This window comes from Vibrio sp. KUL80, assembly GCF_059725495.1.
The window spans coordinates 461,586-484,786 of sequence record NZ_AP045842.1 but is presented as its reverse complement, the minus strand read 5'-3'; the positions used below and the strand labels follow the sequence as shown (position 1 = coordinate 484,786).

Sequence of the window (23,201 nt, the reverse complement as noted above, 5' to 3'; positions counted from 1 at the left end):
GAAGCGCTCTATTTTGATGCTGCTCGTTTACCAAAGGTATTAACGAGAGCCCCAACTACGATGAGTGAACCACCGATGTAGGTCCAAACGGTTGGAACTTCATTGAATAGCGCTAGCCCCAGTAATATAGAAAACACAATCTGAACGTAAGAGTATGCCGAAGCCTTGCCTGCCGCCTGTGTTTGCATGGCTTTGGTTAAACCTAGTTGACCAATTTGCGTGAAGACGCCTACCGCCACTAACATCATGGTGAGATACCAGTCTGGCATTATGAAGTCGTCCCCGATCAAGAGGATTGATACAGGCAGTGCGACTAACGGGAAGTAGAAAATGATCACTGAGCTGTCTTCAGTTTGACTGAGTTTTCTGACGATAACGTAAGCGATAGAGCTACCAAATGCGCCAAGAAGCGCGACACCAACACTAAATAGAGGCAGTGGCTCTGACGCGTTGCTACCTAATGTCGGGCCTACCATAAACATCAAGCCAAGAATGCTCAACACGATACAGATGATGGTGGATTTCTGAACGCTTTCTTTTAGAAACCAAAACGCCAGTAAAGCGGTGAAGATAGGGTGGATGTACTGAAGTATGGTTGCTTCAGCCAAAGGTAGCGTCGTCACTGCGTAATACACGCAGATCAACGCTAGTGAACCCACGATACCACGCAATAGCAGTAGGGGTTTGTTGTGTCCCCAGACAGAGATCCCTTTCCGTTTTACATCTAGATAGCTCAGGACCAGTGAAACTAAGGCACGGGCAGCTACGATTTCAAATACAGGAATGCCGTAGGTACTCACGTACTTTACGCAGGCAGACATCAGCGCGAAACCAAGCGCCGATAGCACCATATAACGAACGCCGACAGGGACAATTGAGTCGAAAGTAGTGGTCATAGATGTCTCTTTGAAAGGTTAAAATGGGTTCTATCTTTGCTTAGCTAAGAATTTCTCAACAGATGCTTTTGGCTGTTTGGCGAGTTTTTGCATCAATTCAAAGCTTGGCTGCCCAATAGCGTGTTTATCCGTAAGAGAGTTGACCAAAAGTAGCCATAGCGACGCGGTCACCTCAGCATCCGCTAACGCGCGGTGAAATACACCATCGTTGGCAATATTATGATAAGCGACGAGATCCCCCAGTTTGTGAGAGCTTGCCTCTTGATTGAGGCGGCGTGAGACCAACAGTGAACAAGCAAACTCGCCGCGATAGCCTTTGCCAATCAAATCCAGTTCAGCATCGAGAAATCGCTTATCGAATGAAGCGTTATGAGCCACTAGGTTCGCATCACCAATGAAATCGACAAATTCATTCATGACCTCGTCACAGCTCGGTGCGTGGCTTAGCATATTATTGGTGATCCCGGTATAGCCTTCAATAAAGCTGCTGACTCGAAAGCCTGGATTCATCAACGATTGAAAACGGTCAACAACCTCACCATTTTCTAGTTTCACTGCACCAATTTCAATTGCGCGATCTCCTTGGTTTGGTGATAAACCGGTGGTCTCGAAGTCGAGTACAATAGCGGAAGTGGCAGGCGCATTCATGGTGAAATCTCAGGAAAAATATGGGAGGCAAAGTCTAGCTTGAACGAGCGATGAAGGAAACCTCTCAAGCGTTGTTTTTGGGGTTACAGACAGTTTATTTGGAAAAGAAAAGGCCCAGTAAAACTGGACCTTTTTTAAAACGATTAATCGAGGTTTTCACCGTTAGTTTCTATCACTCTTTGGTACCAATAGAAGCTGTCTTTTTTGTAGCGTTTTAGCTCCTTCTCGCTCTCTTCGTCACGGTCAACGTAAACAAAGCCATAGCGTTTGGCATAGCCATTAAGCCAACTGAACAGATCTTGATAAGACCAAGTGCAGTAGCCGATCACTTCACAGCCGTCTTCAATAGCATCGTTGATCGCTTCAACGTGCGCTTTTAGGAATGCGATGCGATAGTCATCGTGCACTCGACCATCTTCCGTCAGCGTATCATAGGCCCCTAAGCCATTTTCACTGATAAGGATTGGAAGGTTGTAGCGTGACGTGATGCGGCGAAGTGCGACGCGCAGCCCCTCTGGGTCGATAGCCCAGTTCCAATCGGTCATTTTTAGATGTTCGTTGTCAGCGCGAACATAGTAATCATCAGTAGGAATACGAGCCACATCAGAAACGACAGAAACCTGCGCCGCATTACCAGTTTGAGCCGTCTGCTCACGGTTTTCTGGTGCGACAAACGTAGCAGATTGATAGTAGTTCAGACCCATGAAGTCGCAGATACCCGCTTTAAGCAGTTCTTTATCGCCCTCTTGGAAATCGATGTGGATGCCAAGACGCTCCAGTAGCTTTAGACCAATCTTTGGATAAGCACCTTTTGCGTAAACATCCATCCAGAGCAGATCTTGTATCTCTTGCGCGTTCTCTGCAGCAATTACATCTTCTGGAGCGGCTGTTTTTGAGTAGGTTGGGCTGTACGCAAAGCTTGCGCCAATTTGACCTTTGATACCCATCTCTTTGAATCGCTTCACTGCACTCGCGTTTGCAAGGCTTGCGATGTGGTTCGCGTTGATAAAACGCTGATAATCAGAGACTTTAGGTGGGTGAATCTTTTGAACATACCCTAGGCTCGTAAAGATATTTTGCTCATTCATGCAAACCCAGTACGGCACCTTGTCACCATACTCGCTGAATAAGACTTCGCAATATTGGGTAAAGTCAGCCAGAATCTTACGACTTTCCCAGCCTTGATATTCATCTTGTAGCGCCTGTGGCAGATCCCAGTGGTAGATTGTAAGGATCGGTGTGATGCCACATTCGATCAGCTTATTGATAACGTTATGGTAGAACTCAATGCCCTTCGGGTTGACCGTGCGACCATCTGGCATGATGCGCGTCCAAGCGACAGAGAATCGATAAGCCTTAAGACCCATTTCTCGCATCAGTTCGATGTCTTCTTCATATTTGTGGTAGAAGTCGATCGCCACTTCGCCCGTTGTATCCTTAAACGTATTGCCCGGAACGCGTGAGTACACATCCCAAATCGAATCGCCTTTACCGTCTAGGTTCGCTGCGCCTTCGATCTGGTAGGCTGCTGATGCGCTGCCCCATAAGAAGTTCTCTTGAAATGCCATAACTACCCCGATTAACCCTTTTTCATGTAATTGTTTTCTGCTGCCGATAATATTAAAACCATATGGTTTTGTAATTGTTATTAGCTCAAAACAAGATCTAGATCGGATTATTTTCTGTTTTGTTGAAATATTGAACGGATAAACTATAGGTTTATGTCGTATTGCTTGAGTCTGGCTGTAATAGAAAGTAATCTCAGTTGCACTTAATGTAGACATCAATTGTTATGGAAAGCGAGTAAACGAAATGGTCAAGTATCAGGGCATTTATAGTGAAATGAAGCAGCGCATTTTATCGGGGTACTATAGTGATTCCGATAAGCTCCCTGATGGCAAAGCTTTGGCTCAAGAGTTTGAATGCAGTGAGATAACGCTCAAGAAAGCACTGGATTTTCTTGTCAAAGAGGGGCTGGTAGTACGTAAGCGTGGTTCGGGGTCATTTGTAAAACAACGTTCAAATGCGGTGTCGCAATCCCATCTGCTCGGAACTAAAAAAAGAGCAGAGGATCGCGGACAAGTCGTGAATACTCGAGTTGTTACCTTCAAACTGATTGAAGCGACAGAAGACATAGCAGCGAAACTAAAATGTTCGGTTGGCGACGAGGTTTACAGCATTACGCGCGTTAGGATCTTAGACGGTGTTCCAACGATTATTGAGTACATCTATTTGTCCAAAACAGTGGTTCCAAACTTGTCTATTGAACACGTTAAATCATCGATTTATGGCTACCTCAGCGAGTACCTAAACCAAACCGTTCACAGTGCGAATCTCAAGATAACGGTGGGGCATGCAACCTCTACAGAGGGAGAGTATCTAAACACACCAATTGGTGAGCATCTTGTTTGTGTCGCTCAGAATGCTTATCTGGATAATGGTCAACTGTTTGAGTATTCAGTGGCTAAACATTTGTGTGAGTCGTTCGAGTTCTCTACAACCTATGTAAAAAGCGAAACTCAGCTTTAACAACAGAGACTTAATTTCACTCGATTTCAGTGTCTCATTATTGAGACACTCCTGTCCCTCTAAACGTGGTGACTACAACTAAACTGTAAGGAGTAGTCGTTTAGTTTATTCAGGAGGACTCTTTGACTGGCTTAAGTGGGGTCAGCAAAGCCATTGATATTACTAATAAACGGATTTCTCAATATGCAGCCAGTGACAGTGAAATACTGATTCAAGGAGAGACTGGTGTAGGTAAAAGTCGCTGTGCTAAGCTAATTCATCAATTATCTCTGCGCTCTAAAGGACCTTTCGTCGAAATCAACTGTGGTTCGATTCCTCGCTCATTGATCGAATCTGAGTTGTTTGGACATGAAAAAGGGGCCTTCACTGGCGCTGTCAAAAATCATGTCGGTTTTATTAAGCGGGCAAACACGGGTACGCTCTTCCTTGATGAAATTGGCGATATGCCGCTGGAAGTTCAAGGGCATTTACTTCACTTTTTGGAATCTAAAGAGGTACACAGTCTCGGATCAGACTGTAATGACATTGTCGATTGTCGTGTTATTGCTGCGACAAATGAAGCGCTCGATGCCCTAATGGCCAATGGGGATTTTAGACAAGATCTGTTCTATCGTTTGAACGTCCTTCCTCTGACGATACCCTCCTTAAGGGAGCGGACAAGCGACATTGAGATCCTCGCTAATTCGTTTCTAGAGCAAGAACTGCTCAAATCTGGACGAGAAGCGCTTACCCTATCGGACGCCAGTATTACCGTCTTAAAGCATCATCCTTGGCCTGGCAATATTCGGGAGTTGAAGAATGTCATCAAAAGAGCAGTGGTGTTAGCCACAGGCAGTGTCATCGAACCAGAAGCGTTAGGCATCGATATGGTGTGTGACTTTCGAACTGTTCATCATAACCAACTCGCATCAAAACACATAGAGAAGGTCATTAGAGATCACAAATACAATATGACCGCATCGGCAAGGTATCTTAATATCTCCCGTCCTACGCTGTATCGTTTAATCAAAAAGCACAAGTTAGAGCTGGATAGCTAGAACGAGGTCACCATTCGCGATGTCACTAGCAGCATACGTCGTTACAGACTGTAACGCGCACTGTAAAGGCAAACTGCTCAACTATCAAAATGTTAACATTTAAAGCTGTCCGCCCTGTATTTCAAATCTAATAAAATCAGTTAGTTAACTATGGTATAGGATTTGCTGTTGTAGTAGTTCAATCAGAACTCGTAAGGAGTAACGAATGAACTCTCAGCGAACTAGTACTCACACTCAGCGGCTGTGTTTTTCGTTTGTGTTGGCATCTTCGCTTGCGCTATCAGGAAACGCGGTTGCCAAACTTGATGATGCCATTTTTACGACAACTCCCGGAGGCGAGATCGTCAATGAGAATGTGCGTTATGAATCCAAACTGGAAGTTTTTTTAGATGGCGGTCCGGGTCCCAATGCACCGGGCAGTGCTGCTGCGCTTCCGGCGGGTTACTACTATTTTCAGGTCACGAATCCTTCGGGTAAGTGTTTACTGTCCAGCATTGAGCCTGATGCTGGTGTTAATGGGGGGACCTGTTATGAAACAGTAAAAGGAAAAGGTGGACCCAAAAACGCAGTGACATTTGAAGCTGAGCCTCTTGAGTGTCGTCTGTTCTACTTCGATGGTGAGGATGGTATCACGCTCACCAATCCGACTTACACCGTAACACAGAAAGTAAAAAGGCAATGGGTTGAGCAAGAGATACCCTGTTCACATGTCTTAGGCAGCGAGTATATTGCTGAGAATGGTGGTGAACTTGCCGAAGGCGATACCATTCAGCTTTATCCGTTTGCTAATACCCCGAATGCGGGTGGCGTCTACAAAGCTTGGGTGTCTACCTACGAGAGTGTCTATGATGCTTGTAATGGTGATGTCGATAATGGTGCAACCGGTGAAAACTGTGACGGTGTGTTTGGGTTTGTGCCGCGATTCTCCAAAACCGACAACTTTAAAGTTCGCCTTGGTGATCGAGATATACCAGTTACATACGACATTGCCTTGCGATCTTTCCACGATAAGAACCTGAACTGCCAATATGACCCAGATTACAACAACCCCGCCAATGGCGACGAGCTGATTGAAAACTGGGACTTTGGTGTGACTGACCCGTTCGCGAGTCGAACTATTTTCCGCACTACGGGCTCAGAGGCGCTACCCATTACGTTTAGTGTCTTAGAGCAGGAAATGCTTGCGTGGTCGGTGGATCATTTTATGTGGTTTGCGAGCGTCAATGGCGTCACTCCTCTTAATGCGAACTTCACGCACTTTACGACCTTTGCAGAGCTTCGTAACTTCGCGCCACGTCATAACGATGGGGCATTGCGACTTGGGTTCATGTCCCCGCTTGCATGTGACCAAGGTGAGGGTGCCGCTGTGATCAGTCGAGATTCTGGAGAACAAACGGATGATGGCTTTACGCCAACAGACTTTGCCGATCCTGTTCAGGGTAAAAAAGGCGAAGATCCGGATCCTGTGCTTGTCGTCGCGTTTGGTAGTATCGGTATTGCTGATATCAGCGTGTGTAAAGTGTTTGACCGCAACAAAAATGGCATGAAAGACGATGGCGAACGATACATTCCAAACTGGCCAGTGAAGCTGACAGTACCACTGAGTGTGCCATTGCCAGACGATATCAACCCAGTAGCGACTCGAGATCTATGGACTGAACTTGTCGCCATCTTTGGTAACGATATTAGTGGTATGTACAACCGAGTTATCAGCAAAAATACCGGAGACAACGGGTGTGCAGTCTTCAGAGCCTTGGTTCCTAATATTCGAGGTGACTTAGCGCCTTACGAAGTCAGTGAGAGCTTGAGTCAATCACCGGGGTGGGGTAATACGACGACCGATAAAGTCGAGTTTGATGTTCGATCTGTACTCACTTACGTAAACAGTTTGCCTGTTATTGATGGTGAAGTGGTGAACCGTACCGACGGCAAAACCGGTGATACATTTATGTTCCATAACACCTGCGACGTTCTAGTCAACTTTGATACTAAAGGGTACTGGCATAATAAAAACGGGTTATCTGAACTGGATGAAACAGATAAGGCATACGTAAACAGTCTTGCACCCTACAGTTCACCATCCGCCTACTTTGGCGCAGGTGACGAGCCATTCAACGGACTGTTCCAAGGCGGCGCGCCCGTTGCAGCGGCCTTTAGTGGTGATAGCGTGATATGGGAAGCGGGTACGTGGCAGTCTGAGGTGTCGCACTTCCTAGTTGATAGCAATGGCAATGCTGAAGAAAACATGCATAAAGAACAGCTCGCTCAACAATTGCTCGCGTTTATCTTCAACACACGTCACCGTCCAGGGACGGATGGGTTGTCCGGCTCAGCTTCGATTGAGGTCAATGGCACTTGGATGACCATTGATGAGATCATTTCACTGGCGGTAGCAACATGGTCGTCAAACGATGTCTCTGCCATCATCTCGCTTGCAGCAACAATCGATGGCTTCAACAACAATGATGCGCTACCAGTAGCGCCTCAAAGCTACACCGATTGTCTCGCGCCTTTCTAAGGATTGTGTGTCATTTGTCGATTAAGCCAACTCTTGCGGTTGGCTTTTTTATGACCACATTGAGACCTCGCAGTGTGCGCTTGCGGTCAAAATCTGGGGATGTTCTACGCTTTACAGTGCGATAACTATAATCCGATCAAGGAAGCACTATGAGCAAACCAATCATTGCCAATAACATCCCGGTCAAGGTTGAGCTGACCGAAGGTCAAGATTATTACTTCTGTACATGTGGCCGTTCCAAAAACCAACCTTATTGTGACGGCTCTCATGCCGGTACTGACTTTAAACCGAAAAACTTCAAGGCCGAGTCAACGGGTGACGCCTATCTGTGCCGATGCAAGCATTCTGCAAATCTTCCCTATTGCGATGGCACACATAAAAACTTTTCGGATGACATGGTGGGTAAAGAAGGACCGGGTATTTCGAGTGCTGCCGATGCCGCGCCGGTAGCAACCCAAACCAAAGAAGAGCCTACCGTTGAGTTCATTCATCAGCTCGCTCGTGAAGGACTATCAAAGCTGGGGCATCATGGTCCTATGACTTCGATGGGTGTGCCACGACATCTATTGCCGCATTGGGATGATCTTCAAATCATGGTGGCGCAAATGGCGACAAAGCCCCTGCTGGAAGATGTCGCAGTAGGTACAGAACTTGTGATTGGTCCACAAGCTAAGAAGCCGCTCAAGCTGAAAATTCCTTTGTTCGTCTCTGACATGAGTTTCGGTGCGTTATCTGAAGAGGCCAAAGTCTCACTGGCAACGGGGGCTGAGCTTGCGGGGACTGGGATTTGTTCTGGTGAAGGAGGTATGCTTCCTGAGGAGCAAGCCGCGAACTCACGCTACTTTTACGAGCTAGCCAGTGCAGGCTTTGGCTACGATGAAGAAAAATTGAAATCGGTTCAAGCGTTCCACTTTAAAGGCGGGCAGGGTGCAAAAACAGGAACAGGCGGTCACCTTCCCGGCAACAAGAATATCGGGAAAATATCTGAGGTTCGCGGTATTCCGGAAGGCGAGGCGGCAATATCGCCACCTACCTTTAAAGATCTCCATACAGTGGAAGACTTTAAAAAATTTGCAGATAGAGTACGGGAGGTTACCGGGGGCATTCCTATCGGCTTTAAGCTAAGCGCAAACCATATTGAGGAAGACATACAATTTGCATTGGATGCGAGTGCTGATTACATCATTCTCGACGGTAGAGGAGGCGGTACGGGGGCTGCGCCTGAAATGTTCAGGGATCACATTAGCGTGCCAACGATTCCTGCGCTGGCAAGAGCTCGTCGCTATCTAGATAAGCAAGGTATGAGCGGTAAAGTAACGCTCATCATCACAGGTGGATTGCGAGTACCAATGGACTTTGTGAAAGCGATGGCATTAGGCGCTGATGGTGTGGCGATTTCTAACAGTGCGATGCAATCCATCGGTTGCGTCGCCGCTCGAATGTGCAATACCAACAATTGCCCTGCTGGCATCGCAACACAAAAGGCCGATCTAAGGCAGCGACTAAACGTCGACAAAGCCTCTCACCAGCTAAAGAACTTCTTTGAAGCCTCGGTTTCGTTAATGCAGGTAATGGCGAGGGCGTGTGGTCATAATGAACTCGGTCAATTCAATAAGAAAGATTTGGCGACATGGAATCGGGAAATGGCACATTTATCTGGGGTCAAATACTCAGGTTTTGAGTAGGCGTCCATCTATTGACGGTATAACGTGGAGCTCGTAGTGATAACCGCGTCCTTTTGGTCGCGGTTTTTTCTATTTGCTGTTGACCTGTCTACAGCTTTATAGTTTACAGTGCCAACCATCAATCGAAGAGGACGTTGTGGTGTATCGGATATCAGAGTTAGCCGCAGAAGTGGGGTTGTCGAGAACAGCGCTGCTTTATTATGAAAAACAGAACCTTATTAGCGGGAAACGTTTATCCAATGGTTACCGAGTCTACAGCGATAAAGACCTGCAACGTGTCCGATTGATCCAACAACTGCAAGCTGGTGGTTTGACTCTGAAAGAGTGTAAAGCGTGTTTGGAGGCGAAAGTCGACCGAGCATTGTTACAGCAACGCTTGCAAGTATTGGATGATGAGATTGAGCAGAAGCAGCGCTCGCGTGATCTGTTAGCCGCTATGTTGGGAGAAGGTGATCTTAAAGCATGGCATGAAGGGCTAGATAAGTTAGCGCCAGATGCCCATCTCGAATGGTTAATTAATCAGGGCTTTAGTGAAAAAGATGCCCTGAGATTGAAATGGTTATCAAAAGACATGAACGAACACGAACTTTATATGGCTGACTTTATGACGGTATTCGAAACGCTTGAACGTTGGGGACCGGGAAGTGAGCAAGAAACACAAAAGGCACTACACGCAGTACCAAAAGAGCCCAAAAACCTGCTTGAAGTTGGTTGTGGAAAAGGACTGGCAACCAAAGTGCTAGCAGAAAACAGTAATGCAACTATTACTGCAATCGACAATGAGCAGTCAGCGTTGGATCGACTTACCGAGCGTTTCCAACAACTTGGTTTAGCTGAAAGGCTTAATACCGTTGCTGCAAGTATGACTGAGCTACCTTTTGAAAAGAAGAGCTTTGATCTTATTTGGGCAGAGGGCAGTGCCTACATCATGGGAGTAGAGAAAGCTCTATCACAATGGAAGCCTTTCTTAACGGACCACGGATACATTATGTTGAGTGACATGGTTTGGAAGACATCGACACCAAGTGAAGCGTCCGTGGAGTTTTGGAATCAAGAGTATCCAGATATCCAACAGGTAGAAACGCGCCTTGAGCAGATTAAAAATGCGGGCTACGTCGTTGTTGACCACTTTCCGATGAGCCGTGAAGCTTGGATGAACTACTACGGACCACTGGGTGAACGAGTCAAAGAGCTTGAACCAGAGATGTCTGAAAAGGCTGCATGGAAAGACATCAAGCATGAGGTAGAGATCTGCACTCAATTTGCTGAAGAGTTTGGTTACCATATGTTTATCGTTCAAAAGCAGTAACAATAAGGTTACTCGTCGATTTAAAGAGCCCACTAAACAGTGGGCTCTATAATTACTATGCCGCATCAGTTGCCCTCTATTATTCCAAAATGTTATGTAAATCATAATATCTGATAATTTCACGTACTTTCCCTTTTGTCGTAATCTAGCGCCAGTTGGAAATCACCATTTCGCTTATGTGGTTAACTCAACGGTTTAAAAGTGAGTGTCTGCATAAGATTCAGGCGAGGGTTAATATGAAAGTTTTGCACACAATGATTCGCGTAGTGGACCTAGATAAGTCCATTAAATTCTACTCAGAAGTTCTTGGTATGAAGGTATTAGACCGCTTCGAGAATGAAGAGTATCGCTATTCACTAGTCTTCGTCGGCTACGAGGGTCAAGATGCAGGTTCTACCATCGAGCTGACTTACAACTGGGACACAGACCAGTATGATCAAGGCAATGCATGGGGACACATTGCGATTGGTTGTGATGATATTTATGCGGCATGTGAGCGCATTGAACAACTTGGTGGCAACATCACTCGTGCACCGGGTCCAATGAAAGGCGGCGAAACTCACATCGCGTTTGTAAAAGATCCTGATGGTTACTCTATTGAGCTAATTCAATCGAGCAAATAATAGAGAACATATAGAGGTTTATGATTATGACAGATTCAATGTTTCAACCAATTCAATTGGGTTCACTTACTCTTAAAAACCGTATCGTGATGCCACCTATGACTCGCTCTCGCGCGTCACAGCCGGGTAACGCAGCGAACGATATGATGGCTGAGTACTACGCACAGCGCGCCTCAGCAGGTCTTATCGTTGCTGAAGGCACACAAATCTCTCCAATGGGTCAAGGTTACGCTTGGACGCCGGGTATCTACTCTCAAGAGCAGATTGCTGGCTGGAAAAAAGTGACTGACGCAGTACACGCAAAAGACGGCGCTATCTTCGCTCAGCTTTGGCACGTAGGTCGTGTTACGCACCCTGATAACATTGGTGGTGAACAGCCTATCTCTTCCTCTGCAATAAAAGCAGAGAATGTGAAAGTTTTCGTCGACAATGGCACTAACGAGCCGGGTTTCGTAGACGTGGTTGAACCTCGCGCAATGACAAAACAAGACATCAAAGATGTGGTCGAGCAATACCGCCAAGCAGCACTAAACGCTGTTGAAGCAGGTTTCGACGGTATCGAGTTGCACGGTGCAAACGGCTACCTAATCAACCAGTTTATCGACTCTGAGGCGAATAACCGTGATGACGAATATGGTGGTTCTATTGAAAATCGTCTACGTTTCCTAGACGAAGTAGTTGCTGCTGTTGTTGATGCCATTGGTGCAGATAAAGTGGGTGTTCGCCTAGCGCCATTTACTTCGCTAAACGGCACTGTCGATAAGACACCTGTTGAGACCTATACTGCGGCTGCACGTGTACTTAACAAACATAACGTAGTGTACATGCACATTGCAGAAGTAGATTGGGATGACGCACCTGACACACCGGCTGAGTTCAAAACAGCAGTACGTGAAGCGTATCAAGGTACCATCATTTACGCTGGTCGCTATAACCAAGAGAAAGCAGAACAGGCTCTGGCTGGTGGACTTGCTGACATGGTTGGCTTCGGTCGTCCATTTATCTCAAACCCAGACTTACCAAATCGTATCAAGCACGGCTACCCGCTAGCTGAGCACAATCCAAACACCTTGTTTGGCGGTAACGAAGTCGGTCTGCTTGACTACCCAGAGTACCAAGCATAAGTATACAAGCCCGAGGCTAGGGGGCTTCCCATTTAGGGAATGACGCCTTGGGCTTGTCTCCCGCTCCCTATTATCCTTGTTCCTTCTACTATCCCTATCCCTTTCTTATTTATTCGCTTCCAAAGTGACTATTCGTAGTCGATCGCTTACAATCTCGACAACTTCCTCAACCCTTTCCAGTACGATGAGCTTTGTTGAACTTCAAGACAAACTGGCGACCTTCACCGCTTTAGAACAAGTGTTTGACTACTTTGAGGTTGAATACGATCGCAAGTTTCTTGATGAATATCGCCTGCCGCTTTTAAAGCGTTTCAACGGCTATCTTTTGATGCAAAAACCGGAAGACTGGTTTGCAGCGAGAAGGGTGCTTAGAAATGCGTATTGTAAGATCCAAAGAGGTCGATTAGATTCTGCAACACGTTCTGCCTGTAGAGGATGTACGTCTTGTATTCGACGTTAAAAATCGAAACTTAGACTCAGTCAACATGGCTATAAAAAGAAAGTGTGACGACAAAGTTCGAAAATCACTTTTGGAAAAAAGCTTCTTGTTGATTCCAACCCCTCCGCTCGCCAGGTATTCTTCATCCTCACGAAAGCGAGGATCTCCTACCGCGTGTAGGTAACTGAAAATATTCGACTAAGTCACGTCATTCAACTTTTCAACGCGCTGAATGAGATCCCCCTTTTTCAAGGGGATGAGGGTGATTTTTGGTATGGTTTGCAATGATGAGATTATTTATTGAAAAACTCTGCGACAGCATTTGATGAGAGCGTGACTGCCTCAGGCTTATAGTAAAAATCGACGTGACTAAATTCAGCAAGTGCCGTAACTTCATGCTCATTCGTTAGCTTTTCAATAAACGCCGTTGAGCAGATTGCGGTTGGAGCATCTTGCCCGTAAACAATGAGTGTTGGCTGTACAATTTTATCCGCATAATGTTCACACAAAGAGAACAGAGACTGCATTGGTTGATCTGCTATATGCATATTAGTGTAGTTTTCTACCGCCACAGGGCCTCGGAAACCATCACGACCATAGTAATCATAACTTTCGCCAGCCATTGCTGGGTATGCAGTTTCACCTACAAACTCCTCTCTCGACTGTTCATCATTAAGGCCAAAAGGTGCGACGTAATCTGGCTTACTCGTTTCAAACATTTGTTGCTTTGAAGCGTTCGCTGCGGTAATCATTTGATGAGCCATAGCTTTATCAGTCCATTGGAATGCGTCTGCCGCCATCATGCCTGAGATGAGCGCCATCTTTTTGATTCGATGATCTGTCACTGAAGCTGAAGCCATAATGGAACCACCCTGACAGATTCCCAGGCCGTAAACTTCTTCGACGTACGGTAGCCCGCTCAAGAAAGAAACCGCATCCCACGTATTTTCAATAAGGCGGAACATATAGCGAGATTGCATGTATTCGCCCGGCAATGCTGGTGAGTCCCCCATACCTAAATAGTCGAAAGCCAAGAAGATGAAACCGCGCTCAGCCATTTCTGGGCCGTAAGTAGCAAGTACCTGCTCTTTTACTTGTGGGAACGGGCTTGCTCCTAGAATTGCTTTGTACTTTTTGTTTTCGTCAAAACCTTCTGGCAGGTATAAGTTGCCAGCGAGGTTCACACCAAATGATTTAAAAGTTACTTGTTTCGTTTTCATTGTTCTACCTTTTGTTTCTGATTTTATTGGAATAATTGAGCTAATCATTCTTGATTAATCATCGAACACTGGAATCAATTCTAGTGTTGTCGCTTCATGTTTTTTTCTATCGAACGTTAAGCGCATAATTGGGTAAATGAGACCTAATAGTTTTCGATAGGCTTGATTAACGCTTGGTATCATCGCATGCAAATCTTCTGGCACCTTGCCATTAATCTGCACTACTAAGTCACCAATTTTCATCGCTCCATTTGGCAGATCGTCATTCTTTGGATTATTGATGAAAGCGTCGTACCAGCTGCGTTTACCGAACTTGTATTGTCTAATGAAAAAGCGACCTTGGGTCTGAACAATGGTGATATCAATAAAGTGGTGATCACCACATCGGATTTGATGAACTTTTTGTCCATCGACAGCTTGAATGAGCTGAGTCAACTTTGCGCTTTTCGCCACCATGATTTTTACTCCTAGAGTCACTACAACGTTTCAATACAGGTATATTAGGCGTTGTAGCTAATGCGGTCAGTGCACAAATCTGCGGAATTTGTATACAAAAAAACGATAAGCCCAAATAAATCCAAGTTATTCATAAATGAGGTCGCTGTGTTATTTGGGTATGAAGACCAAAACTCTTTTTATCGTGCTTTAAACAGCTCGAAGGTGACACCCCATCGAGTTGGCGAGAATCCCACTTTTCCTTCAAATAAACTTGTTTGCCTAGAATGACTTCTTTAAGACAATGCAGCCTTATGGTAAACCACGAGGCTGCATTGATAGATTGATTGTGGTTATTGGGTTGTCATCACATCGAACATGGTGTTTTCAAGCTCTTGGTAGTAAGGGTTCCACGTTAATCTAGCATGCACCTTACCTTCTTCTTCATAACCCCAAGCAGACCACCATACCTCGCCGCCTTGCTCGCAATATGCTGTCGCCTTACTATCCATACTATTCATACACATTCTATAATCCGAGTCTTGACCATAGTGAGGATTGGCTGGTGAAAATAACGGGCTCATATGTGAGGCGGTACTGATTCTAAGATCTTCTAGCTTCATACTAGAAACCTTAACCGTCTCTTCCTCAACACTAGATTCGCCGTACCAAAGCAATTGATTTTTAGGGTGGGTAAATCTTTGTTGATAATAATTACTTACTGCTTCAGGATCGATAATGCTGTCTGCTTCACTCAACACAACCAACGTAGGTACCCCTACTTTATTCTCTTTCAATAGGTCTCTTAGCTTTTGCGCGCTTTGGGAATAGGCTATCGCGCCATTAAGCGGTGCTGAGTTGTAGCGAGCAAAATTGTCCTCTTGAGTGATGTAGCCATCAAAAAAGACAGAAGCGAGTGGCGCTAGCTTTTCAAGGTATGGCGTCTTAGATTGAAAGCCTGGTGAAAACAATAACAGACCATCAATATCCCCTTCCTCGATAGCGTGAATTGTAACGAGATTTCCGCCAGTAGAGAAACCACCTAACCAGACTTCATCATATTCTTGCTTGAGTAAACCAGCGTAGTGATCAACAACGGTTTGCCAATCTTTGTAGCTAGGCAGCATTAGGTCCTCTGGCTTGCTTCCGTGTCCAGGAAGTAGAAGTGTCTGAACGTAAAAACCTTGCTGTTGTAGGGATGGTCCAATGTCTGAGAAGCTGTAAGGCGAATCCCCTAAACCATGCACTAGCAAAATAGCTTTGTCTGTTTTCTGTTTTGGAGACAGTTCAAACGGCATATTCATCGCTACTTCTTTATCTTGCTCTTCACTGATGTAAGCTCGATTCTCTGCTAGCCATTCTTGCGTTACGGCTAAATAGTGTTCAAATGAGGGTTGAATATAGTCGTAATAATCTGGAGATTGATTAAGGGCCTTCGGAGCACTTGAAACGCAACCTATTAGTGAAAATACCAAACTAAGTAACAATAATTTAAAAAGGTTTGCTCGCATGTTCTCTATACCCTCATTTGTCATCAATGAATCTTCCGGGGAAGGAATATGGGCATAATACGTTGGAGAGTGCATTCTGGCAGTGCACAAAATTACCGGAGTTGTATACAAAATCCCGAAATTGTTGCCTTCGTTATTTTGTATACACATTACGGCGTTTTGTGCACTGCGTAATCAATCAAGCTTAATCATAATAATCCCAACTTAAGCACATACGTTGCTTTTGAAACTTGGAGAACGACACATGAATAAGCGTACAGAGTTGGTTTTAGAAAATATCATTGCTGGTAAAAACGAAGTTAAGTTCATCTCAACTACAATGGGTGGCGAGCTGAGGCTTGCTGGTCTACTGTTTACTCCTGCCGATTTTGATTCTTCAAAGCAATACCCAACAGTTGTGCTGACAGGCGCATTTAACCAAGTTAAAGAGCAAACATGCTCAATCTATGCCCAAAAACTGGCAGAGCAAGGCTACATCCGTCATTCCGCAGCCAATTTCAGAATTAAAATAATGTGATCCAGTGATCATTTACAACGGTTAGTGCGATAGGCCTCTTGACCGCGATCCCCAGTTTTGATCTATTACTGTTATTTAACGGTCACTTATTATGTCTGCTGTTCAACCTGTCATTAAACGCCTGGACCACTTAGGGCTAATCGCTGCTTTCTGTCATGAAGTCGGTTTACCAGGCATTATTGATCGCATCATTCCCAAGTACTCGGATCACAACGTCTCACATGGCGATGCAGTCTTAGCTATGATTCTGAATGGTCTTGGCTTTCACAGTAGAACGCTGCATATGTTCTCTGACTTCTTCGAGACGAAGCCTGTTGCCAAGTTACTCGCTAAAGACATTGAAGCGCACCATTTAACTGACGATGTACTCGGACGCACGTTAGATGCTTTATATGAAGCAGATGTGTCCGCAGTTTATCAAGCGATTGCAGAGCATGTCGTTGATAAGCTTGGACTTAAAACAGACTCTGTCCACCTCGATATCACGAGTTTTCATGTCGATGGTGAATACGCCCAAAACGAAGATCTTAATGCCATCAAACTGGTAAAAGGCTACAGCCGAGACCACCGTCCAGAGCTAAATCAAGTGGTTCTTGAACTGATTTGTGAAAATCAAGCAGGCCTACCTGTTTACATGCAAGCGCTCAGTGGCAACACCAATGACGCTAAGGCATTTTCAGAGGTCACTAAACGGCATATTCATTGCCTTAAGGCTGCTCAAAACAGTCGCTACTTCATCGCCGATGCCGCTCTATACACCGAGGAAAGCATTCGTTCACTGGATGAGCAACAACAGAAGTTTATTACGCGTGTTCCAATGACCATTAAGTCGGCCAAAGAAGCCTTAATGAACCTTGAACTAAAGCAGTTGAGTCCTATCGGTAATGGTTACTCGGGTTGTTGGATTGACGCTGACTATGGCTCAGTATCTCAGAAATGGCTGTTGGTTCATAGTGAACAAGCAACCAAACGAGAAGAGGCAACGTTCTATAAGAACTTAGATAAAAATATCACCAAAGAGCTGAAAGTACTGGGACAACTAATGAAAAAGAAGTTTGCTTGCGCAGTGGATGCCGAGCAAGCAATGAGCGACTTCGTCAGCCAGTGTCATTTGCTTGGCTTTGCGCAACCAACCATCGTTAAAGAGCCAATCTATTCAGGTCGCGGTCGGCCGAAGAAAGGCGCAAAGCCAGCGGGTTACCATTATGTTATAGATGCTACGCCTTATACCGATCTAGAAAGAGTGAAGCTGGCCAAGCTTAAAGCAGGTATGTTTATTCTCGCAACCAACGATACTGACTGCGCCGATCTAACAATGGCTGAGTTGCTTGAGCATTACAAGTCACAGCAAAAGGTAGAGCGCGGATTTCGCTTCTTGAAAAGCCCTGAGTTCCTAACATCATCAATTTTCCTGAAGAAACCTCAGCGAATTGAGGCACTGTTGATGATCATGACGCTTAGCCTACTCGTTTACGCAAGCTTAGAGCACAAAATCCGAGAGAGTCTCACTAAGACCGAAGAGTTCTTTCCTAGCATGGTGAAGAACAAAACGACAACCAAACCGACGGCTCGTTGGGTATTCTTAAAATTCGAAGGTATCGACACACTCGAGTTTGGCGGTCAAAACTTCATCACGGGCATTCAAGAGCATCAGATTCGGCTGCTCAAGCTTCTTGGCGCACTGTATGAAGCGGTTTATTCCTAAATTGGCTGCGGAATATCGGCTACATCGCCCTTTGTTTTGACCACCAAGGTTACGGTGAGAGTGAAGGCTACATTCGTAACTATGAATACGCACCAGCTAAAATCGAAGCTATTCATGATGCTATCAGCTTCTTGTGCATGCAAAAGTTTGTCGATACTGAAAACCTATTCGGTATGGGCATCTGTGCGGGTGGCTCTCATATGGCGTATACCGCTCTGACTGATAAGCGTCTTAAGAAGATTGCCCTAGTGGGTGGGATGCTAGTGAACACCGTGGTGCATTTTACGGCGAATGGCAAAAAGAAATCGCAACAGATGCTAGAGGCAGCGTCGCAAGCTCGTCAGAAAGCTTATGAGACAGGTGACGTAATCGCTTTTGATGCGCTAGGAATGGATGACGGCACTGCAAAAAACTCTAAAATCACCGACCAAAAAGAAGGCTATGATTACTATATGACTGAGCGTGCGGGTGCACAAACTTACCCAACCTACAGTCATAAAACGCCTGAATTTTTCATGCTAGATAACGCGCGCTATTCAGCAAGAGCGATCGCAAGGTTCTTAACCACGCCAACAATCACGATTCATGGTTCAAAGGCGAGCACTAAGGTTTTTTCATGCTTGTTTCATTGGGCTAAAAAAGGACCGAAAAAGCGCGTATCGATAAAAGGTGCTACCCATGTTGATCTATACGATAAAGACCAATATGTTGACCAAGCAATCAAAGCGGCAGCGGACTATTTTCAGGCATAATTTGTTATGACAACTGTTTTTAAAAACATGGGCTATGGACCACTGAATGAGGCTGAGCAATGAAACAATTTCACTTCGAAACCATTAGAGAACAAAATGAAGCCCTTGGTTTACGTCCGCCTGAGCACCCTTTAATTGATGTAATGAAGATGAGTTCAAGCAGTGAAGACAATCAGCTAAGTTGCGGTGAGGAGATTTCACTGGTAACGAGTTTCTATTCGATTTCGCTCAAACATATCATCTCAGGTGAACTCTTGTATGGGCGCACAAAGTACGATTGTTCAAATGGCACCATGCTCTTTCTTGCGCCCAACCAAGAGATGACCGCTAGTGGTATTAAGATCGACTCTATTGCTCGAACCATCTGTTTTCACCCTGATTACATCCGAGGGCATAAGCTGCAAGAAGAGTTAAAGCAGTATCAGTTCTTCAATTATTCAGTGAACGAAGCGCTTCACCTTTCACCGAAAGAAGAGCAGCACATGGCGATGATGTTTGATGCGCTAGAGGTTGAAACTAGCAATAGCTTAGATGCTTTTAGTAAAGATTTGATCTTGTCGCAAATCAGCACCTTATTGATGTACGCAAACCGCTACTACCACCGTCAGTTCTTGATGCGTAAAGAAGCCGACACCTCAGTTCATGATCAGTTTAACGCGCTTTTGGAAACTCGCTTACAGGCAGTGATTGAAGAGTCTGCGCCAATTCCTGAAGTAGAAGAACTGGCTGAAAGGATGAATATGACCAGTCGTTATTTGAGTGATGCCCTGAAAGCAGAGACAGGAAAAACGACCAAAGACTGGATTCATTATGCGTTGATTGATAAGGCGAAAGACCGCTTGCTTTCTAGCAAGGATTCTGTAGCCACCATTGCCTACTCACTTGGTTTTGAATACCCACAGTATTTCTCTAGGTTGTTTAAAAATAAAGTTGGTATGACGCCTTCTGAGTATCGAACTGAAAATATTCGTCACTGATTAAGAGGGGATTCATTGTCAGTTCCAATCGCAGACATATTGGTTTCAAACTCATTTCGAGGCAGTTCTGAGTTACGTTGATCTACCCCGCCAGCACAGGTCTGGACATAAATGCTCTGCATCCATTCATTTCTAACGTACCCCATATAACCGTCATTCACACGAAAGTGAGGATCTTCTATAGAGTGTAGATGACTGAAAGTATTCAACTAAGTCGCATAAATCAACTCCGCGACGCGCTGAATGAGATCCCCTTTTTCAAGGGGATGACGATGATTTTGGTATGGCTTGAAACACCAAAAAGGCCCACACTCTAATAACTATCTCTAGTTAAAAGCGTGTGAGCCTTTTCGTTTTAGACTACTTGTAGATTATTTATCGTCGACGTTAACAAACATCATAGTCAGAGCAAATGCCAGAGCAAATACACCCACAACACCAAGTACCGCTTGAATGAAGTTCTGTGTGCCGCTTGCTAGGTAAGCAGGAAGACTAAATACAGACGATAGAATGTAGCTTGTTAGGTGAGTATCAATCGTAACAGAGATTGCGCCGACAACACCTGCCGCCAAGCTCGCAGTAAACAGTGCCTTTGTGTACTTAGTTAGAACACCGAATAGAGCTGGTTCAGTGATACCTAGAATCGCTGTGATACCAGAGCCTACTGTTACTGACGACTCTTCTTTAGAAACGTGCTTACGCTGTTTGTACCACACGGCCATAGTTGCACCAGCGATGGCTAGGTTGCCAAGACACATGATTGGCATCAGTAGATCTTTTCCGTACAAAGCAAAGTTGTTCAAGCTGATTGGCGTCATGCTGTGGTGGATACCAAACACGATAGTAATTGGGCGTGTCAAACCGAACACGAAGCCAGTTAGCGTTGGTGAAATTTCAAGAAGTGAGCTCACGACCCAACCTGCACCGTTGCTTAGCCACATACCCGCTGGAGCAACCAAAGATAGGACGATTGTTGATGTTACGGTGAATGCGAGCAGTGGTGTGAATACCGGTTTTGCTGGCGATGGTACAAATCGGTCGACAAATGGAGTCACCTTAGAGAGTACCCAAACTGCTAGGATGGCCGGAACGATAGCACCGCCGTAGTTCAGCAGCTCTACAGGAATCACGCCCATTACGGTGAGTTCAGGTGCTGCGCCAGCATCTTTAAGTAGTGCTGCTTTTTCAACCAGCTTTGGTGCCAGCATCGCTGATGACACGGCTAGAGCGATGTACTCGTTAACTTTAAACACCTTGGCTGCAGAGAAAGAAACCAGCATAGGTAGGAAAAAGAATACGGCAGTAGAGATTGAACGGAAGAAATAGACCGTATCGGATGATTCTGAAATCACATTGGTTGCGATAAGACCAGACAGCAGTCCCATTAACATACCGGCACCAGCGATGGCTGGTACTACTGGCCCGAAAATACCCGCGACTACGCGCATTGCACTTTGGAACAGCTTACCTTTTTCGACTTCGAGAGTTGGCTCTTCGGTACTCGTGCTGACACCAGAGAGTGCGTTGTACCATTTTTCCACATCGACCCCGATGACAACTTGAGTTTGTCCTTGTGCAAGAACTACACCTCGCACGTCAGGGATTTTCTCAAGGGCATCTTTTTTTGCCAATGACTCGTCCGCAAGCTTAAAGCGCAGGCGCGTCATACAGTGGGTAATGTTTACGATGTTGCTCTCACCACCAAGCGCCGTCACTAGCACTTTTAGGTTGTCGTTGAAACCGTTTTGCTCACTATTATTTTTCGTTGTTGAGTTCACGTCATCAAGCGTTTCAGTCAGTTGCATAATGGAATTTCCTGCCGTTATTTGATGGGGACATAATATCCAGAGGGCGTATCTGCCCCAATCGAAAAAACAGAGAGATTCGTCACATTAAATGCGTCAATTCATTAATTTTAAGCTATTTTCATCGATTGGTTCGTTTTTCTTTGCAAAAGTCCATCGATAACGAACCAGTCAAATTTTGCCATAAAATAGCGCTTGAATTCTGTTTTTTTTCGCTGTTAGATAGAATGAAATTTCTGACCTAGAGCCAATATCGTGAAAGAAAATCTCATTACAAATATTGAATGTGTGATTACCAAACCGGACCGTCATAATCTAATTACTGTGATTGTGGAAACTGAATCAGGTGTGACGGGTTATGGTTGTGCAACATTTCAGCAGCGTCCACTTGCCGTAAAGACAATGGTGGATGAATATATTAAGCCACTGATTATTGGTCGAAATGCAAATAACATTGAAGACCTGTGGCAAATGATGATGGTTAATTCCTATTGGCGTAATGGACCAGTGATTAATAATGCGATTTCTGGTGTGGATATGGCGCTCTGGGATATTAAAGCAAAGCTTGCAAATATGCCGTTACATCAACTGTTTGGCGGCAAATCAAGAGATGCGATTCAGGTCTACACTCATGCAACTAGCGACACTATGGAAGGCTTGTACGAGCAGGTTGATCAGTTCCTAGAACAAGGCTACAAGCACATTCGTTGTCAGCTTGGTTTTTACGGTGGCGTGCCAGAGAACATGCACACAACAGAAAACCCAACGGAAGGCTCGTATTACGACCAAGACCAATACATGGCGAATACACTGAACATGTTTAAGCTACTTCGTGAGAAGTACGGTAATCAGTTCCATATTCTGCATGATGTTCACGAGAGGTTGTTCCCGAACCAAGCGATTCAATTTGCCAAGCAAGTCGAGCAGTACTATCCGTACTTTATTGAGGATATCCTGCCACCAAACCAAACTGAATGGCTGAGCAACATTCGCAGTCAAACCTCGGTATCTTTGGCTTTAGGCGAGTTGTTTAACAACCCAGAAGAGTGGAAGTCGATCATTATCAATCGTCAGATAGATTTCATTCGCTGCCACGTTTCGCAAATTGGCGGCATCACACCTGCATTGAAACTTGGTCATTTCTGCGAGAGCTTCGGTGTGCGAATTGCTTGGCACTGCCCACCAGATATGACACCAATCGGTGCTGCAGTGAACACACATATGAATGTTCATCTGCACAACGCGGCCATTCAAGAGCACGTGCATTACAAAGAGAATACGCGTCGCGTGTTCCCGAATGCAGCAGAGCCAAGAAAAGGTTTCTTGTACGCATCAGAAAAGCCAGGTATTGGCGTTGAAATGGATCTACAAGCGGCGAAAGACTTCCCTGTTGAATATCGTCCACATGAATGGACGCAAAGTCGACTACCTGATGGTTCAATTCATACGCCATAAAATGATTAATAGAAAA

At 45.2% G+C, this 23,201-nt stretch carries 20 protein-coding genes and 1 pseudogene; 14 read left to right on the top strand and 7 right to left on the bottom strand.

All coding sequences use genetic code 11. The features are described from left to right. Nucleotides 1-8: 8 nt before the first annotated feature. The 3 genes from AC6I8U_RS18810 to AC6I8U_RS18800 all read right to left on the bottom strand — a co-directional run bounded on the left by AC6I8U_RS18810 (nt 9) and on the right by AC6I8U_RS18800 (nt 3,112). Nucleotides 9-896, bottom strand: a complete 888-nt coding sequence (locus tag AC6I8U_RS18810; RefSeq protein ID WP_498019277.1) for a DMT family transporter — start codon at nt 894-896, stop codon at nt 9-11. A 30-nt stretch (nt 897-926) separates the two neighbouring features. Further along, entirely contained in the window at nt 927-1,544 is a 618-nt protein-coding gene (locus AC6I8U_RS18805) for a 3'-5' exonuclease (RefSeq protein WP_498019276.1), read from the bottom strand. Between the two features lie 143 nt (nt 1,545-1,687). Next, nucleotides 1,688-3,112, bottom strand: coding sequence for a glycoside hydrolase family 1 protein (locus tag AC6I8U_RS18800; RefSeq protein ID WP_498019275.1), 1,425 nt, complete (start codon nt 3,110-3,112; stop codon nt 1,688-1,690). A 244-nt stretch (nt 3,113-3,356) separates the two neighbouring features. Here AC6I8U_RS18800 and AC6I8U_RS18795 point away from each other — a divergent pair, with 244 nt between their 5' ends. The 8 genes from AC6I8U_RS18795 to AC6I8U_RS18760 all read left to right on the top strand — a co-directional run bounded on the left by AC6I8U_RS18795 (nt 3,357) and on the right by AC6I8U_RS18760 (nt 12,829). Next, entirely contained in the window at nt 3,357-4,073 is a 717-nt protein-coding gene (locus AC6I8U_RS18795; RefSeq protein ID WP_498019274.1) for a GntR family transcriptional regulator, read from the top strand. A gap of 122 nt (nt 4,074-4,195) precedes the next feature. Further along, nucleotides 4,196-5,110, top strand: coding sequence for a sigma-54 interaction domain-containing protein (locus AC6I8U_RS18790; protein WP_498019273.1), 915 nt, complete (start codon nt 4,196-4,198; stop codon nt 5,108-5,110). A gap of 205 nt (nt 5,111-5,315) precedes the next feature. Further along, nucleotides 5,316-7,628 carry a hypothetical protein gene (locus AC6I8U_RS18785; RefSeq protein WP_498019272.1) on the top strand — a complete coding sequence of 771 codons (2,313 nt, stop codon included), beginning with the start codon at nt 5,316-5,318 and terminating at the stop codon, nt 7,626-7,628. Nucleotides 7,629-7,777: 149 nt separating this feature from the next. After that, the gene (locus tag AC6I8U_RS18780; protein ID WP_498019271.1) at nt 7,778-9,313 is read left to right on the top strand and encodes a glutamate synthase-related protein; all 1,536 of its coding nucleotides are present in this window, start codon (nt 7,778-7,780) and stop codon (nt 9,311-9,313) included. 139 nt (nt 9,314-9,452) lie between these two features. After that, nucleotides 9,453-10,622 (top strand): MerR family transcriptional regulator, encoded by a 1,170-nt coding sequence (locus AC6I8U_RS18775; RefSeq protein ID WP_498019270.1) that lies wholly within the window; start codon nt 9,453-9,455, stop codon nt 10,620-10,622. A gap of 236 nt (nt 10,623-10,858) precedes the next feature. Then, nucleotides 10,859-11,245: a lactoylglutathione lyase gene (gene gloA, locus AC6I8U_RS18770; protein ID WP_042470576.1), complete on the top strand. Its 387-nt coding sequence runs from the start codon at nt 10,859-10,861 to the stop codon at nt 11,243-11,245. Between the two features lie 26 nt (nt 11,246-11,271). After that, a complete protein-coding gene (locus AC6I8U_RS18765) occupies nt 11,272-12,369 on the top strand; it encodes an alkene reductase (RefSeq protein WP_498019269.1) in 1,098 nt (365 codons plus the stop codon). A gap of 184 nt (nt 12,370-12,553) precedes the next feature. Then, nucleotides 12,554-12,829, top strand: a complete 276-nt coding sequence (locus AC6I8U_RS18760) for a nitrogenase-stabilizing/protective protein NifW (RefSeq protein ID WP_498019268.1) — start codon at nt 12,554-12,556, stop codon at nt 12,827-12,829. Between the two features lie 272 nt (nt 12,830-13,101). Here the strand turns inward: AC6I8U_RS18760 and AC6I8U_RS18755 are convergent, their stop codons facing one another. Continuing rightward, complete coding sequence (locus AC6I8U_RS18755; RefSeq protein ID WP_498019267.1) at nt 13,102-14,028, bottom strand: alpha/beta hydrolase; 927 nt, start codon at nt 14,026-14,028, stop codon at nt 13,102-13,104. Nucleotides 14,029-14,082: 54 nt separating this feature from the next. Beyond that, nucleotides 14,083-14,484 (bottom strand): hypothetical protein, encoded by a 402-nt coding sequence (locus AC6I8U_RS18750; protein ID WP_498019266.1) that lies wholly within the window; start codon nt 14,482-14,484, stop codon nt 14,083-14,085. Between the two features lie 126 nt (nt 14,485-14,610). Between AC6I8U_RS18750 and AC6I8U_RS18745 the strand changes: the two are divergent. Next, nucleotides 14,611-14,735, top strand: a pseudogene (locus tag AC6I8U_RS18745) (helix-turn-helix domain-containing protein); the annotation flags it as partial. A gap of 81 nt (nt 14,736-14,816) precedes the next feature. Here AC6I8U_RS18745 and AC6I8U_RS18740 read toward each other — a convergent pair. After that, nucleotides 14,817-15,974: an alpha/beta hydrolase gene (locus AC6I8U_RS18740; protein ID WP_498019265.1), complete on the bottom strand. Its 1,158-nt coding sequence runs from the start codon at nt 15,972-15,974 to the stop codon at nt 14,817-14,819. Nucleotides 15,975-16,218: 244 nt separating this feature from the next. Between AC6I8U_RS18740 and AC6I8U_RS18735 the strand changes: the two genes are divergently transcribed. From AC6I8U_RS18735 to AC6I8U_RS18720, 4 genes are all read left to right on the top strand, one after another. After that, nucleotides 16,219-16,491: a hypothetical protein gene (locus AC6I8U_RS18735; RefSeq protein ID WP_498019264.1), complete on the top strand. Its 273-nt coding sequence runs from the start codon at nt 16,219-16,221 to the stop codon at nt 16,489-16,491. A 91-nt stretch (nt 16,492-16,582) separates the two neighbouring features. Next, on the top strand, nt 16,583-18,196 hold the full coding sequence (locus tag AC6I8U_RS18730) for an IS1634 family transposase (RefSeq protein ID WP_498016648.1): 1,614 nt from the start codon (nt 16,583-16,585) through the stop codon (nt 18,194-18,196). A gap of 137 nt (nt 18,197-18,333) precedes the next feature. Further along, nucleotides 18,334-18,948 carry an alpha/beta hydrolase gene (locus AC6I8U_RS18725; protein WP_498019263.1) on the top strand — a complete coding sequence of 205 codons (615 nt, stop codon included), beginning with the start codon at nt 18,334-18,336 and terminating at the stop codon, nt 18,946-18,948. Nucleotides 18,949-19,007: 59 nt separating this feature from the next. Then, a complete protein-coding gene (locus AC6I8U_RS18720; RefSeq protein ID WP_498019262.1) occupies nt 19,008-19,925 on the top strand; it encodes a helix-turn-helix domain-containing protein in 918 nt (305 codons plus the stop codon). A gap of 371 nt (nt 19,926-20,296) precedes the next feature. Here AC6I8U_RS18720 and AC6I8U_RS18715 read toward each other — a convergent pair whose 3' ends face one another. After that, nucleotides 20,297-21,730 carry a PTS transporter subunit EIIC gene (locus tag AC6I8U_RS18715; RefSeq protein WP_498019261.1) on the bottom strand — a complete coding sequence of 478 codons (1,434 nt, stop codon included), beginning with the start codon at nt 21,728-21,730 and terminating at the stop codon, nt 20,297-20,299. A 255-nt stretch (nt 21,731-21,985) separates the two neighbouring features. Between AC6I8U_RS18715 and AC6I8U_RS18710 the strand changes: the two genes are divergently transcribed. Next, the gene (locus AC6I8U_RS18710) at nt 21,986-23,185 is read left to right on the top strand and encodes an enolase C-terminal domain-like protein (RefSeq protein ID WP_498019260.1); all 1,200 of its coding nucleotides are present in this window, start codon (nt 21,986-21,988) and stop codon (nt 23,183-23,185) included. The last annotated feature ends 16 nt before the right edge of the window (nt 23,186-23,201 follow it).

Excerpts from the sequence above, each read along its gene's own strand:
- AC6I8U_RS18755 (WP_498019267.1), bottom strand. The coding sequence starts at position 14,028 with ATGAAAACGAAACAAGTAACTTTTAAATCATTTGGTGTGAACCTCGCT.
- AC6I8U_RS18780 (WP_498019271.1), top strand. The coding sequence starts at position 7,778 with ATGAGCAAACCAATCATTGCCAATAACATCCCGGTCAAGGTTGAGCTG.
- gloA (WP_042470576.1), top strand. The coding sequence starts at position 10,859 with ATGAAAGTTTTGCACACAATGATTCGCGTAGTGGACCTAGATAAGTCC.
- AC6I8U_RS18785 (WP_498019272.1), top strand. The coding sequence starts at position 5,316 with ATGAACTCTCAGCGAACTAGTACTCACACTCAGCGGCTGTGTTTTTCG.
- AC6I8U_RS18715 (WP_498019261.1), bottom strand. The coding sequence starts at position 21,730 with ATGCAACTGACTGAAACGCTTGATGACGTGAACTCAACAACGAAAAAT.
- AC6I8U_RS18810 (WP_498019277.1), bottom strand. The coding sequence starts at position 896 with ATGACCACTACTTTCGACTCAATTGTCCCTGTCGGCGTTCGTTATATG.
- AC6I8U_RS18735 (WP_498019264.1), top strand. The coding sequence starts at position 16,219 with ATGAATAAGCGTACAGAGTTGGTTTTAGAAAATATCATTGCTGGTAAA.
- AC6I8U_RS18800 (WP_498019275.1), bottom strand. The coding sequence starts at position 3,112 with ATGGCATTTCAAGAGAACTTCTTATGGGGCAGCGCATCAGCAGCCTAC.
- AC6I8U_RS18760 (WP_498019268.1), top strand. The coding sequence starts at position 12,554 with ATGAGCTTTGTTGAACTTCAAGACAAACTGGCGACCTTCACCGCTTTA.
- AC6I8U_RS18795 (WP_498019274.1), top strand. The coding sequence starts at position 3,357 with ATGGTCAAGTATCAGGGCATTTATAGTGAAATGAAGCAGCGCATTTTA.
- AC6I8U_RS18750 (WP_498019266.1), bottom strand. The coding sequence starts at position 14,484 with ATGGTGGCGAAAAGCGCAAAGTTGACTCAGCTCATTCAAGCTGTCGAT.
- AC6I8U_RS18740 (WP_498019265.1), bottom strand. The coding sequence starts at position 15,974 with ATGCGAGCAAACCTTTTTAAATTATTGTTACTTAGTTTGGTATTTTCA.
- AC6I8U_RS18725 (WP_498019263.1), top strand. The coding sequence starts at position 18,334 with ATGCAAAAGTTTGTCGATACTGAAAACCTATTCGGTATGGGCATCTGT.
- AC6I8U_RS18805 (WP_498019276.1), bottom strand. The coding sequence starts at position 1,544 with ATGAATGCGCCTGCCACTTCCGCTATTGTACTCGACTTCGAGACCACC.
- AC6I8U_RS18730 (WP_498016648.1), top strand. The coding sequence starts at position 16,583 with ATGTCTGCTGTTCAACCTGTCATTAAACGCCTGGACCACTTAGGGCTA.
- AC6I8U_RS18765 (WP_498019269.1), top strand. The coding sequence starts at position 11,272 with ATGACAGATTCAATGTTTCAACCAATTCAATTGGGTTCACTTACTCTT.
- AC6I8U_RS18720 (WP_498019262.1), top strand. The coding sequence starts at position 19,008 with ATGAAACAATTTCACTTCGAAACCATTAGAGAACAAAATGAAGCCCTT.